This is a genomic window from Methanosarcina sp. A14 (assembly GCF_001729375.1).
Lineage (GTDB): Archaea > Halobacteriota > Methanosarcinia > Methanosarcinales > Methanosarcinaceae > Methanosarcina > Methanosarcina barkeri.
In genome coordinates this window covers 1-14,264 of record NZ_LZPK01000353.1, presented here as the reverse complement: position 1 = coordinate 14,264, position 14,264 = coordinate 1, and the positions used below count along the sequence as shown (strand labels likewise).

At 42.1% G+C, this 14,264-nt stretch carries 11 protein-coding genes; 9 read left to right on the top strand and 2 right to left on the bottom strand.

Features of this window, described 5'->3' with window-relative positions; translation table 11 throughout:
- A partial coding sequence (locus tag A9239_RS15320; protein ID WP_141706484.1) for a tetratricopeptide repeat protein occupies positions 1-342 on the top strand: 342 nt, incomplete at its 5' end.
- Between the two features lie 711 nt (positions 343-1,053).
- On the opposite strand, the gene A9239_RS15315 is transcribed toward A9239_RS15320, so the two are convergent.
- A complete protein-coding gene (locus tag A9239_RS15315) occupies positions 1,054-1,593 on the bottom strand; it encodes a molybdenum cofactor biosynthesis protein B (RefSeq protein ID WP_048154124.1) in 540 nt (179 codons plus the stop codon).
- A 277-nt stretch (positions 1,594-1,870) separates the two neighbouring features.
- Positions 1,871-3,052 carry a glycosyltransferase family 4 protein gene (locus tag A9239_RS15310; protein ID WP_048154121.1) on the bottom strand — a complete coding sequence of 394 codons (1,182 nt, stop codon included), beginning with the start codon at positions 3,050-3,052 and terminating at the stop codon, positions 1,871-1,873.
- Positions 3,053-3,575: 523 nt separating this feature from the next.
- On the opposite strand from A9239_RS15310, the gene A9239_RS15300 reads away from it, so the two are divergent.
- The 8 genes from A9239_RS15300 (at position 3,576) to A9239_RS15265 (ending at position 14,241) form a co-directional block, all read left to right on the top strand.
- Entirely contained in the window at positions 3,576-5,555 is a 1,980-nt protein-coding gene (locus A9239_RS15300; protein WP_048154116.1) for an amylo-alpha-1,6-glucosidase, read from the top strand.
- Positions 5,556-5,869: 314 nt separating this feature from the next.
- Entirely contained in the window at positions 5,870-6,991 is a 1,122-nt protein-coding gene (locus A9239_RS15295; protein WP_048154114.1) for a DUF1786 domain-containing protein, read from the top strand.
- Positions 6,992-7,493: 502 nt separating this feature from the next.
- Positions 7,494-8,015 carry a 50S ribosomal protein L16 gene (locus A9239_RS15290; RefSeq protein WP_048120563.1) on the top strand — a complete coding sequence of 174 codons (522 nt, stop codon included), beginning with the start codon at positions 7,494-7,496 and terminating at the stop codon, positions 8,013-8,015.
- Positions 8,016-8,050: 35 nt separating this feature from the next.
- The gene (locus A9239_RS15285; protein ID WP_048120565.1) at positions 8,051-8,659 is read left to right on the top strand and encodes a translation initiation factor IF-2 subunit beta; all 609 of its coding nucleotides are present in this window, start codon (positions 8,051-8,053) and stop codon (positions 8,657-8,659) included.
- A 360-nt stretch (positions 8,660-9,019) separates the two neighbouring features.
- Positions 9,020-10,246 (top strand): radical SAM protein, encoded by a 1,227-nt coding sequence (locus tag A9239_RS15280; RefSeq protein WP_048154111.1) that lies wholly within the window; start codon positions 9,020-9,022, stop codon positions 10,244-10,246.
- Positions 10,247-10,550: 304 nt separating this feature from the next.
- On the top strand, positions 10,551-11,972 hold the full coding sequence (locus A9239_RS15275) for a tryptophan--tRNA ligase (RefSeq protein ID WP_048123342.1): 1,422 nt from the start codon (positions 10,551-10,553) through the stop codon (positions 11,970-11,972).
- Positions 11,973-12,123: 151 nt separating this feature from the next.
- A complete protein-coding gene (locus A9239_RS15270; RefSeq protein WP_048154108.1) occupies positions 12,124-13,602 on the top strand; it encodes a phenylalanine--tRNA ligase subunit alpha in 1,479 nt (492 codons plus the stop codon).
- Positions 13,603-13,839: 237 nt separating this feature from the next.
- Complete coding sequence (locus A9239_RS15265) at positions 13,840-14,241, top strand: hypothetical protein (protein WP_048120570.1); 402 nt, start codon at positions 13,840-13,842, stop codon at positions 14,239-14,241.
- The last annotated feature ends 23 nt before the right edge of the window (positions 14,242-14,264 follow it).

Here is a 14,264-nt window from a genome sequence, read left to right as displayed (position 1 = left end):
ATTTATGAGGTTTTGGGTATGCAAAACTTAGATGTTGCAGCAACCCTAAACAATCTCGCAGAACTCTATTATCAGAGAGGGGAGTACGAAAAAGAACTTCCCCTTTATCAAAAGGCACTTGAAATTTATGAGATTTTGGATATACAAAACCTAACCGTTTCAATGACTCTAAACAATCTAGCAGAATTCTATTATCAGAGAGGAGAGCACGAAAAAGCTTTACCTTTATTGGAACGTTCCCTTGAAATACTTGAGAACAAATTTGGTCCTGATTGCCCATATATTGAGATGATTGAAAATAAAATATTCAAGATTTTAATGACTAATGCCTCAACCAGTTAATCATTGATTATTTTACCTGAAATTACACCTAAAAGCCACTTTAAACAACATCTCTTTGCTGATAAGAACATTGACAAAATTACAAAATAGGGCTCTCCGCCATTCTCTATGGGTAAGATGATTTTCAATTCAAGACCACATTGGTTTTTATGAGGACATTATGAGGATATCCACACAAAACAACGAAGAACCTGCCTTTCCGCAGATGTCCATTCAATTTTCACAATTTTTCTTGCTATCGTTTTTTCTGAAAATTTCCCTGCTTATTCAAGCATGTGTTTTTGAAATATTTTACACATTTCAATTTTGTGCCCTCATTGAAAGCTTCTAACCTCTATAATTCCGGAAGCTTCAGTTGAGATAATAATTGCAAATTTGAGCAAATGCCCAAAAACGATAACAGGAAAAATGTTATTTTCTTCAAGACATTTGCGGAAGGTCGGAAGAACCCAAAAAAGCTGTATTTAAGGATATACAAGAATATTTACATATTGAAGTGTTCTTGCTGCTGAATATAGGAGTATTCTTCTTCAAACTATCTATTTTATGAGTTTATCCCAAAACTTGAAATTTGCTTCTTAGGCCTTGTATTTTGAATACTCAATCAAGCTCATGATCATGAAAACAATTCTGAGAATTCCCACGATTAAGAGTAAAGTGGCTTTTGGGATAGGCTCTATAAGAAGCGAATTTACTAAAACATGTAAAAGTTTATTCCCTCACATGCCTGACAATATGCCCGGCTTCAGGAATTATAATCTCAGAAATTGCCAATTTCACAGCATTAGGCGACCCCGGTAGGCAAAACACTGCTTTTCCTTTAATTACGCCTGCTACAGCCCTGGTAAGGATTACCGACGTTCCTATGTCTTCAATGCTTTTATACCTGAAAAGTTCCCCGAAACCTGAGATCTCTTTTTCAAAAAGAGGGGTAACAGACTCAATTGTAATGTCTTTTGGTGCAAGCCCTGTGCCTCCGCTAGTAATAATAATATCTGCGGGGCTGTCAAGAGCAGCAAAAACTGCATCTGTAATTGAGGTTTTTTCGTCGGAAACCAGCCTGTAAAAAGAAATTTTATGGCCGGCCGCTTCGAGAAGATCCTTCATATTTTTGCCTGAAATGTCATCGGCATCTTCAGGTGAGGCGGGATTTCCGTATTTTTCATATCTTGAGGTCGAAATTGTGATTAAGGCAAAAGAAAAGAATTTTTTTGCTTCTTTTTTGTGAATTTCCGGTGTAGATTCTTTCATGAAAACCACCTATAGCCACGAGGCTAAACAATGCAACTGATCAAGGAGATATAAAGTATTTTTTGTTGCAGCAATTAAATGCATGAATATAACAGGGACTTGTAAAATCTTCGGAGGCTGAACAGCTATATAGGTTCAATTTGGCTGGAGTAAATTATAATTTCCCGAAGATTTTACAGAACCAGAATAGCATTTTTATGGAACTGTTTATTCAGTAGCTATAAGTTGTTTATTCTTTTAGGTGAAATTTTATTCGGTCGAGTTTCTTTTGCTTTTCTCACATACTTTTATGATAAGGCCCGTTTTCAATCACTTTTTCATATACTTCAAGGGTCTTTTCAGCTATTCTTTTCCAGTTATATTTCTTTTTGAGAACATCATGCCCTTTTTTCCCCATTCGGTTGTGGCCAAGCCCTTCAAGGACGTAGTTGAGTCCCCAGGCAATAGAAGAAGGCTCTTTATAAGCAACAACACCTGTCTTGAAGTTCTCCACAAGAGCGACTGCATCGCTTGCAACTACCGGTTTTTTTGCATCCCAGGCTTCAAGAACAACGATTCCGAAGGGCTCGTTCCGGCTGGGCACGCATACAAGGTCACAGGCGTTAAACCAGTCTATTACAGTGTTATCCGGGGCATACCCAAGGAAATTGCACGAGTTCCCGATGCCAAGTTTCTGGGCCTGGTATTCACAATGAGGGCGCATTCCCCCATCTCCGATAAGTACAAATCGGGCATCCCTTTTTTTCAGGACTCTTGCCGCAGCTTCGACTAGCAGGTCAGGACCTTTCTGATATGCCATCCTTCCCGTGAAAAGCACAACTGGAAGGAATGGGTTAATACCATAGTGCTTTTTCACGTCTCCAGGGTCAATATTTCTTTTTATCTTTCCCACGTTTATGCCGTTAGGAATTTTCCAGATTTTATAATCGGGAATTTTGTAAATTTGCTTAATTTCTTCCTTCAATATTGGCGAGGTCACAATCACGTCAGAGGATTCATACCCTCCAAGCCACTCTCTATGAGATATTTCATTTGCCTCCCACCAGCCTCCGTAACTGTTTCCGTTACGCCCCCATTCGGTACTGTGGAAGGTCAACACAAAGGGTAGCCCAAACTGAGCTTTTATCCTGCAGAGAACATTTACCGGATGCCAGTCGTGCCCGTGCAGAATATCAAACTCACCTGCTCTTTCTCTTACGTCCAGGAACCGGTAGTACATAGCATCACACATCCGATCCATCTGTTCCACTATTCCCCCATTTTGATCACAGGCAACTCTGTGATAATGGACACCGTTGATTATTTCATCATTGTCTTCATGACCTCGCGTAAAGAGATGGACCTCATGTCCCTCTGCTGCAAGAGCTTCGGAGAGTTCGGATACATGGGGAGAAATTCCTCCTATACGTATTGAGTACAAACTTTCCCAGGAAAACATTCCGATTCTAATCTTTTTCATAGACCCACCACTCATTTTTGAAAAATTCAGGAAATAAGTATTAAAGATAAGTATCAAAGAGTTCAGGCTTTCCATTGCCTGTTGTATGTTAATTATATAGTTTAAAATTTATAATATTTTCTATAAAAAATGTACGTGAGATTTGAGTCAAGGTTATGGGTCAAGGTTATGGGTCAAGGTTATGGGTCAAGGTTATGGGTCAAGGTTATGAGTCAAAATAATTTGTCATACGGCATCCCCTGTTTCATCCGGAATCAGAGCTTTGAGAATATCTTACTGAGCAAAAGAGTTCAAGTCCAGATTATTGCAAAAAAACCCTCGGGAAAAATAAAAAAGGAATTCTTATGTCTCAAGATCGCAAGCCCTTAATAAGAAACTCTTTAGAAATTAGATATAGAAGTAAAAAATACAGAATTCACAAGTATATGAACAAGTACATAAAAATGAATTAATCGTTTACAGCAACGCATTGCTTTTTTTCAAACACACAGCTATTTAATAACTCGACTCAAATTAAGTATACATGAGTGGGATAAGGCTTGGGGCAGATTTTCTTTCTACATATGATGAAGGAATAAAAAAGGAATGGATTATAGGAAATGGGCTTGGAGGATTTGCTTCTTCTACAGTCATTAACGCAAGAACAAGGACTTATCACGGACTGCTTGTAGCAGCTCCAGAAAACTATCCTGGAAGATATTTGATGCTTTCTTCCCTTGACGAGGAAATTTCTACCAACGAAGAAACTTATAAACTCGCAACCCATAAGTATCCAGGAACTGTTTCTCCTGAGGGCTTTAATTATCTTTCAGAATTCTTTCAAAACCCATTTCCTACCTGGGTTTACAACCCCGGTGGTATAACCGTAAAGAAAACAGTCTTCATGGTTCGCAACAGTAACACAACCTGTGTTCTCTATGATATAAAATCCAGAAGAGAGGAAGCTTTACTAAGAATTTTTCCTCTAGTAAGTTCAAGAGACTTTAATATCACTACCCGCGCCGGATACCTTTCCTTTACCCAGGAAGCTACTCCTGCTGGAGTAGAAATGGCAAGCTCTAATGGTTTTACTTTCTCGCTTTCATCCGACCTCCAGTATCATCCTAATCCCACATGGTACTATAACTTAGAGTATGATGCTGAGAAAGAACGGGGACTTAACTCTGAGGAAGATAACTTCAGTCCAGGTTATTTTGAAAGCAAGATCGAATTGGGAGATTTCCGTTTTTTTGTTGCTGTTTCAACAGGAGATATTTCTTCTCTTACTCTCAAACAAGTTGATAAACTCCTTACCAGAGAAGCAAATCGTCAGAACCTTCTTGTTCTTGATTCAAAACTTATTGATCCTTTTGCTCTAAAACTTATCAGGGCAACTGATACTTTTGTAGTGAGAAGCCATATTTCAGATGAGGATACGGTAATTGCAGGGTATCACTGGTATTCTGACTGGGGAAGGGATACCATGATTTCTCTGACTGGATTACTTTTAGTTCCTTATCGTTTCGAGGAAGCAAGAACCATTCTCAATTATTTTGCCAGGTACTGCCGAAGAGGTTTAATTCCTAACACTTTCCCGGCTTTCGGAGGAGAGCCAATTTACAATACAGTAGATGCTTCTCTCTGGTTTATTCATGCCCTTAGCCGCTATTTCGCATATACAAACGATTTCCTTTTCCTCTCGGATATCTGGGACACCGTAGTTAACATTATAGATCATTACTTTACAGGCACAGATTTTGGAATCGGCATGGATTCCGATTATCTCATCCAGCAGGGGCCCCAGCTAACCTGGATGGATGCAAAAATCGGGGAATGGGCAGTGACCCCAAGAGAGGGTAAAGCCTGTGAGATAAATGCTCTCTGGTATAACGCCCTGAAAACTGCTTCTTACCTTGGCACTCTTCTCGGTGAAGAAGTCTCTCCATACGAAAATCTCGCAACTGGTGTTGTCTCGAGTTTTGAGAAAACTTTCTGGAATCCGGAAACCAACTGTCTCTTTGACCTTGTATATAAGGATGAAACAGGAAACGAGGTTAAAGACCCTGCTATCCGACCTAATCAGATCTTTGCCGTATCTCTACCTTATACTATACTCCCCCCTGAGAAAGAAAAAGCGATTGTGGACAGAGTTGAAAAAGACCTTTTGACCCCCTTTGGGCTTAGAACTCTCTCGAGAGACCACTCCTTATATAAAGGGCAATATCATGGAGATGCCTTAACCAGAGATACAGCCTACCACAACGGAACCGCCTGGCCCTGGCTCCTTGGAGCTTATGTGAAAGCCTACAGGAAAGTCAATAATTATTCGGAAGATAGCCTTGAGAATATGCGGAATCTTCTCAAGGGCTTTGATATGCAGCTTGAAACAGCAGGTATCGGTTCCATTTCTGAAGTATTTGACGGCGACCATCCTCACTCTCCTGGAGGCTGCATCGCCCAGGCCTGGAGCGTTGCGGAAATTTTGAGGGCATATGTAGAGGATGTACTTGAGATTAAACCTTGAAAACAGAGTTGATTGTATAGCCTTTACTTTTGATAGTTAAAACACAGTGAAAATGCCCTTAATGCGGTATTCAGGAAATTATGATTTTGGTCCTGCACTTGACTGTTGATTTCTGACCAACTAGCATTTCTGACCAACTAGCATTTCTGACCAACTAGCTATCCTGACTAACTCAGTATCCGAATTAACTCAATATTCTGGCCAATTTCGTATAGGGTTCTGCTCTCCAGTGCCCTGCTTACTTCCACTTGCTTAACTATGTTTTAATAATTTACTACTTATATTTTAATAGTTTATTAACCAATGCTTCAGGTATGTTAATACTTGCAACGGATGTAGGAACAGGTACGCAGGATATTCTACTCTTCAATTCAGAAAAAGAAGTGGAAAATAGCCTGCTTATGGTCATGCCTGCTCCCACTCAAATAATTGCGAAAAAAGTACGGAAAGCAACCAAAAAGGGAAAGACAATAGTATTTACAGGAAACATAATGGGAGGAGGCCCTTCAACATTTGCTATCAAATCTCATCTAAAGGCAGGTTTTCCGGTGTACGCTACTGAACAGGCTGCTCTGACCATCAATGATAACATTGAAAAAGTGAAGGCTTTCGGGATTCAAATCGTCTCCGAAGCCGAAGCAAAAAAACTTGCATCCGAAGAGAATGCACAGGAAATTGTCATGCAGGATTTCAATCCGGTATCGACTTCGGCTGCGCTTTCGACGTTTGAAGTTCAGATGCCTACAAATTTTGCCGTGGCAGTACAGGATCATGGAAATGCCCCTGAGAAGAGCAACAGGATCTACCGCTTTGAACTCCTTCGAGAACTCATTGATAAGGGAGGAAAACTTGAGAACTTTGTGTACAAGCCCGAGGAAATTCCTGAGGCTTTTACCCGAATGAAAGCTCAGGCAGATTCTCTTCTCAAAGCCGCAGGAAGCCGGAAAACGAAAGCAGTTTTCATGGATACCGGGCCAGCAGCCATCTTTGGAGCGCTTACTGACCCTGCGGCTGTACAGCCGGCTGTTGTGGTTAATATTGGAAACGGGCATACTCTGGGAGCACTTGTGAATGAAAACAGGATCACGGCAGTTTTTGAGCATCACACTTTCCTCATGAACCCCGAAAAACTTCAGGATTACGTTATAAAGCTTGCCGACGGAAAGCTTGCTTTTGAAGATGTTTTCGAAGACGGAGGGCACGGTGCATACATAAAGGAAGCTTTTGGATTTGAGCAGGTTAGATCTATATTAGTTACGGGCCCAAAAAGAGAAATTCTTGAAAAGCTTTCTGAATCCGAAATCAGAAAGGAGATTTCAAATAAACTGCATTTTGCCGCACCTTTCGGGAGCATGATGCTTTCAGGCTGTTTCGGGCTACTTGCAGGATTTCTGGAAAAGTACCCTGAACCATCAATAAACCTTATAAACCACTAAGTAGTTAGGGAGTAAGTTGCTGAAGCCCAGAATATACAAATTTTCAGAGGTTATAAAAACTTAATTTCGAATTCCTATCAGGGAGCCGGGAAAATACAGTAGCTGTCTGCTGAAGTCCACCAGGACAGGTTTACAGATAAATGTAAATACAGGCAGGTATCTCTATATGCACATATCTCATACTGAATCGTTTGCTAGACGGTTTTTCACAAACTTAATGCAAACATTTATATGCGGAAAGGAACCGGAAAGGAAGTCCGTTACAACAAATTTTAGTGAAATTAAATTAAGCTAAATCAAGCTAAAATAAGTCAGATTAAGCTAAACTAAATTAAACTAAGCTAAATCAGGCTAAAATAAGTCAAATTAAGCTAAACTAAATTAAATCAAGCTAAATCAAACTAAACTAAATTAATTAAGCTAATTAATCTAAGCTACGTAAAGCTAAATTAAACTAAGCTAAATTAAATTAAACTCATTACCTTTCAGGAGAATCAAACTTATGGTACGAAAGCCAGGAAGTATGTATAGAAACGTAAGACAGCGCTCATTTACCAGAAGAAAATACATGGGTGGTGTTCCAGGCAGCCAGGTTATTCACTATGACATGGGAGACAAGTCAAACACCTCCTTCCCGATTAAACTCTCACTGCTTGTAGAAGAAAAATGCCAGATAAGACACACGGCTCTTGAAGCAGCTCGTATTACAGCAAACAGGCACCTGATGGAAGATGCCGGAAAGGTGGGCTATTACATGAAGCTCCGTGTCTATCCCCACGAAGTCCTCAGGGAAAACAAACAGGCAACCGGCGCGGGTGCTGACCGTGTGTCCAGTGGAATGCGCAGGGCTTTTGGGAAGAATGTAGGTACTGCAGCAAGGGTAAACCCATTCCAGAAGATCTTCACAGTGTCTGTTGACAAGCAAAACTTTGTAGCCGCAAAGAAAGCTCTCTGGCATGCAGGACAGAAGCTGCCAACCCCCTGTAGAATCGTTATCGACGAAGGGGCAGAACTGGTACAGTAACCAGTTAAACTGTTAATATCAAAAGGAGCAATAACATGTACGATTACGAAGAGCTTTTGAACCGTGCAATGGCAAAAATGCCTGACACCGAGACTACGGATGCTCGATTCGTAATCCCTGAGCCCAGAATCTTTTCCGAAGGAAAAACTACAATTCTTGAAAACTTCGGAAATATTGCAGATATCCTTAACCGGGACCCTGACCACCTGATGAAATATCTCACCAGGGAACTTGGGACTGCAGGGAAAATAGAAGGCACACGTGCAGTCTTCCAGGGAAGGTTTACGAGAGCCCAGATCTCTGATAACATTCAGGCTTATGTGGACGAATACGTTATGTGTTCGGAATGCGGACGCCCGGACACCCAGCTTGTCAAAGTGGACAGGGTACTTGTCCTGAGATGTTCTGCTTGCGGCGCTCATAGACCTGTCAAGAAGAGAAAGGTCAGCAATGTAGTTGTCAGGGATGCCATCGAAGAAGGCGGAACCTATGAGCTCCGGATCGATGCAGTCGGGTCCAAAGGTGACGGAATTGCAAAGATAGACAAGTATACGGTTTTCGTACCCGGAGCCTCAAAAGGCGACGTGGTCAAAGTAAAAATAAAGAAAATCAGCGGAAACCTCGCCTTTTCAGAAAGGATCTGAGGTTTAAGCTTATTTTATATTTTTTAAAGTAGCTCAGGCCGATTATTCCATTTTCGTGTCCGAGCAGCCTAAATTTTTCTTTTAGATTTGAGCTTGCACTCCAGCGTTAAGCCTCCGGAAAATATAGGGACGGCTTATTTTTCGGTCAAGCCTTGTTTAAGAAGGTTGTTTTAAAAAGAGCTGTTTTAAAAAAGTTGTTTTAAAAAGAATTGTTTTAAAAGGATTGTTTTAAAAAAGACTGTTTTAAAAAGGATTATTTTAAAAAGGGTTATTTTAAAAAGAGTTGTTTTAAAAAGAATTGTTTTAAAAAGGGTTGATTATAAATATCCAGCAGGCAAATCAGGAACTTGTGAAGAAAGAATGACTTATGAAAAAAAGGGCACACCGGAAGTTTCATTGAGAGAAGTTCAAGCAGAGGAAAAAAAGATAGAAATTTTCTCAATGCCCGGGCTGTCAGTAAGCCTCAGGAATGCAGGGGATGTTCTGGAGCTTACGGCAAACGGGACCCTGAAAGTAGCTTTCAATCCTATCCTGAAAAAGATGAATTCCCGCCTGAAGGAAGAAAAGCTAGCCCTTGTAGAAGAGGATAGAGTTATTGCCTCAGCCTGGCTCCCTCCAATCCCGAGTCCGGCCTTCAAACGTCTTATTTTTGCAGAGATACAGATAGCTCTCGGAAAATACATTCCTGAAACCGTGTCCATTGAACTTACCCACCAGAGCAGTTTGAGATACCCACCAGGAACGGTTGCAGATGAGCTGGATACCGGTACTATAAAAAGAATAATCGATGAAGCCCTTGAATCCGGCACTTTCATTATCACATTTACTGAAAATGATCCTCTTCTGAGGGAAGAAGTCTTTGAGCTAATAAGGTATGTGGACAAGAAGCGGGCTATAGTAAACTGTTCCACCTGGGGTACGGACTTTTCAGCAGAAACGGCTTCCCGCCTGAAAGACGCAGGGCTCCATTCCCTTATGGTAGGTATTTACTCAACTAATCCTGAAAAACACGACGCTGCCCGAAATTCCAGTGGAGCATATGAAAGGGCGGTTTCTACCATAAAACTGGCACTTGAAGCCGGGCTCGTGGTTGTAATGACAACACACGCATCTCCCTCAAATATACAGGAACTACCTGCGCTCTATAACCTTGCATGGAAACTTGGAGTCCATGAATTTTCAGTCTGGGAAGCAATGCCAAAAACCAGGGATGAGCCTGTAATTACTGACAAAGATAGGAAAAACATCCTTGAGATGTACCACAGGATAAATTCCAGCCCCGAAGGTCCGCGGATGTTTGCGAACACTTATTTTGAAGGTCAGATGCTCGGCGCAATGGAAGGCAGGCGCTGGATGCATATAACGACAGACGGAGATACAAAAGCCGGTCCGTATCCGCCTTTCAGTTTTGGGAATATAAAAGAGGAATCCTTAAAGGAAGCCTGGCAGAAAATCAGGAGCTATCATTATTTCCAGAAGCAGAAAAACCTGGCTCCGATGCACGATCCGGAGTTTCTGGAATTTGTTGATAGGATTCCGGCAGGAGCAAAACTGCCATATCCTTTTGAAAAAGTTTGCGAAAAGTAAAAAGGAATAAGTTGCAAGATGTCCCTTTACAATATTTTTCTCTAGCGTTCTTCTGGTACATTTATATTTCTTATAACCTGTGTTTAGTCGGGATATGCAAACCAGGAGATTTAAAAGCCTCGTACCTCTGGAAAAACAGTATGAGTCTGGAACTGTCTTCCCGAAGATAAACATTTACATATTAGCACGTATTTTTAAAGAGCAGTTTAGCTGGAACTGCGTTAATATCTTTAATAATTTTCAGCAAGATAAAGCTGCCTGCCTGAGGCTTTTCCCAGAAAATCGGCAGCCAACGAGGGACTTTATGACTAATAAACTTGACCCATGGAGTTCAAGCGAGATTAATGACTATTCCAAGTTATTCGAAGAATTCGGGATTTCTCCATTTGATAATGTGCTTCCTGAAATCCCCTCCCCGCATATGTATATGCGGAGAAGAGTTATCTTCGGGCACCGTGATTACGAACAGATTGCCGATGCCATGAGGACGGGTGCCCCTTTTTCAGTTATGGACGGTTTTATGCCTTCAGGGAAGGTCCACCTCGGGCACAAGATGGTTATGGACCAGATAATCTGGCACCAGCAAATGGGAGCTTCAGCTTTTGTCGGGATTGCAGATAGAGAGGCTTTCTCAGTACGGGGTTTTTCCTGGCAGAAGTGCAGGGAAATCGGAGTAGAAGAATATATACTAAGTCTTATCGCTCTCGGTTTTAAGCCCGATGGCCTTATTTACTTTCAGTCAGGCTGTGAAAGCGTTAAAGACCTGGCATTTGAACTCGGGGTCAAGGTCAATTTCTCGGAACTGAGTGCAATCTATGGTTTTTCAGGAGAGACAAACCTATCCCATATGATCAGTGTAGCAACCCAGGCTGCCGATATTCTACAGCCCCAACTTGAAGAGTTTGGTGGACCAAAGCCGGTTGTAGTGCCTGTTGGACCTGACCAGGACCCTCACCTCCGACTTACAAGAGGGCTTGCGGGCAAGATGAGCATGTTCAGGGTAGAAGAGAGAGAAAACGCAAATGGAGGAAAATACCTGAGCGTGCGCGGCAAAGGGGCTCCAAAAGAAGCCTTAAAGGAGCTTAAAAAACGCATTCCAGGTAAAGTGAAACTCTATGAAGAGCACATGGACATACTTCAAACTCCTGACTATCCTTTCCTAGAAAGATTTGTTTTGCAAATAAACCATCCTGAGAAAAAGAAATGCTTCACAGCCGAGCTTAAAGATGCCTCGAAATCCGCCAGTGAAATTAAACTCACCCGAAAAATACTGGACGAAATTGTAGCTGAAGTAGCCGCTGACTTCGGAGGTTATGCTTTCATTCCCCCTGCATCTACCTATCACCGCTTTATGAGTGGGCTGCAGGGAGGAAAGATGTCGAGCAGTGTCCCTGACAGTTATATCGCTCTGACTGACGACCCGAAAGAAGGTGCAAAAAAGGTAAAGAGGGCAAAGACCGGTGGCTGTGTAACCCTGGAAGAACAGAAAAAACTTGGCGGAAAACCCGATGAATGTTCAGTCTTCGAACTGATGCTCTTCCACCTGATTGGAGACGATGAGGAATTATTGGAAATCAGGCAGGAATGCGTCTCAGGAACCAGGATGTGCGGCTCATGCAAGCAGCTTGCGGCCGAGAAGATGTATGAGTTCCTCAAGGACCATCAGGAAAAGCGGGAACTTGCAAAGGAACACCTCGATGAGTACAAAATAATATACAAAAAGTAATTTGTAAAGTAACTTTACAAAAAGTAACTTTGCAAAGTAGATTTACCAAATAAATTCACAAAAACAATTTTAAAAAATAAATTTTATAAAAATGATCAGTCATAATTATCAAACTCTTAATATTATCAGGAACGTCAGGAAGTGATCATGTATGAGTATTCAGGACAACCTCACAATCAACGAAAAAAAGGTCTTGCTTGCCCTTGAGGAAATAGGATCTGCTGCCCCCGAAAGGTTGGAGGAGAAATCAGGTTTGCAGGTGGATGCGGCAATGCAGGCAGCCTTCATGCTTGAGGAAAAAGGGCTGGTTTCAGTTTCCGAAAAGGTGCTTGAACGTTATTCCCTTACAAAAGAAGGAGAAGAGTACACAAAGAACGGGCTTCCGGAGCGCCAGATTATTGACTTTCTGAAAAAGCCTACTTCGCTTGAAGAGCTGAGGAGTCATTTTTCTCCAAAAATGGTAGGGATTGCAACCGGTTGGCTTGTAAAAAAAGGATGGGCAAAGGTTGAAAACGGAGTAATAGTGCCATCGGGAAAAGTGAATGCAGGAAAAGATGAGGAAACCCTTTCGGCTTTCACAGGCAAAGCAAAGACCCTTGAAGAGCTCGGGTCCGACAAAGGAACAATAAAGGACTTGCTCAAGCGGAAACTTGTCATAAAACACGAAGAAAAATTCAGGACTGTTTCCATAACTGATGCAGGAAACGAACTTGCTACCCAGGGTCTTGTCCTTGAAGAGGAAATTGCTCAACTTACACCCGAGTTACTGAAGAGCGGGGCCTGGAAGAACAAGAAGTTCAGGCCTTACCGTCTTGATATTACTCCCAAACCCCTTTACGGAGCCAAGATTCATCCTTACAGACGCCTTATAGAGCAGATGCGCCAGATCTTCCTGGAAATGGGTTTTGCCGAGATTAAAGGCGGGATCATCCAGAGTTCTTTCTGGAACTTCGATGCCCTTTTCCAGCCTCAGGACCACCCTGCAAGGGATATGCAGGATACCTTCCACCTTGACAGCACCTGCGAGCTTCCGGCTGAATACTTTGAAAAGGTTGCTGCAATGCACGAGCACGGAGGAGAAATCGATTCCTGCGGCTGGGGTGGAACCTGGGATAAGGAACTTTCCAGACGCAATGTGCTGAGAACCCATACAACATCCGTGACTGTCAAATATCTGGCTGACCACCCAATATCACCTGTAAAAGCTTTCTGCATTGACAGAGCTTACCGCAGGGAAACCATTGACCCTACTCATACTCCAGAATTCGAGCAGCTTGAAGGGGTTGTAATGGACAAGGATATGTCTTTTGCAGACCTGCTAGGCTTGCTGGCAGAATTCTACCACAGGATGGGCTTCGAAGAAGTTCGCTTCCGTCCCGGATATTTCCCATACACCGAACCAAGTGTGGAACCTGAGGTTTATGTTGACGGCTTGGGCTGGGTTGAACTTGGAGGGGCAGGCGTTTTCAGAAGAGAAGTTAGTGAACCTCTAGGGATTAAAGACCCTGTCCTTGCCTGGGGACTCGGAGTCAGCAGGCTTGCCATGCTGAAACTCGGGCTTAAAGATCTCAGACTCCTGTACCAGTCCGATATTGACTGGCTCAGAAAGAGCGAAGTTTGCAGGACCTGAGATCTGAACTAAGGGTTCATAACCTGAAACTCTCAGGTTAAAACATTTTATTTTTAATTTTAGATAAAAATCTGCAGCCTTCAAGGCCATGAGAATTGGGGTAGAGGGGCATATACCTTATGGGATGCTAGTTTCTAAACATATTTTCGTTAGTAAATATATAATTTACATTGTATACTAATTAGTGAACTCAGGGATGAGTATATTGCGTTAGCAGTTAAACTAAAAGGGTAAACAATGACAGATATCTCATCAGAAGCAGATAATCCATCAGAAACAGATAACCTATCAGAAGCAGATATCCCATCAGAATCCACATCAGAATCTGTGACTGCCCCTAAAGAATTGCCAGGCGCCCCGGAAGTTCAGAAAGCAGTCGAGCCAAGTCGAGTAGCTGTGAAAACCGGCATAGCGACTCGGTACTGGCTTGAACTGATGCCCTATCCGGCAGGCAGTGTAAGAAGTTTATGGCTTTTTGTTAATGATGACTGGAGGCATCTGGACGACCCCGACCAGGGCACTCAGGTTTCTGTACAGGATGCATTTTGCAGATGCTCGGAACGCCTGGAGGTTCTGGTCTGGTACTCTGAAGATACAATTGAAGGACTTGTAGTAAAGACAAATCAACTAAAAAAATGAATGAAAGAAACAATGAAGAAACA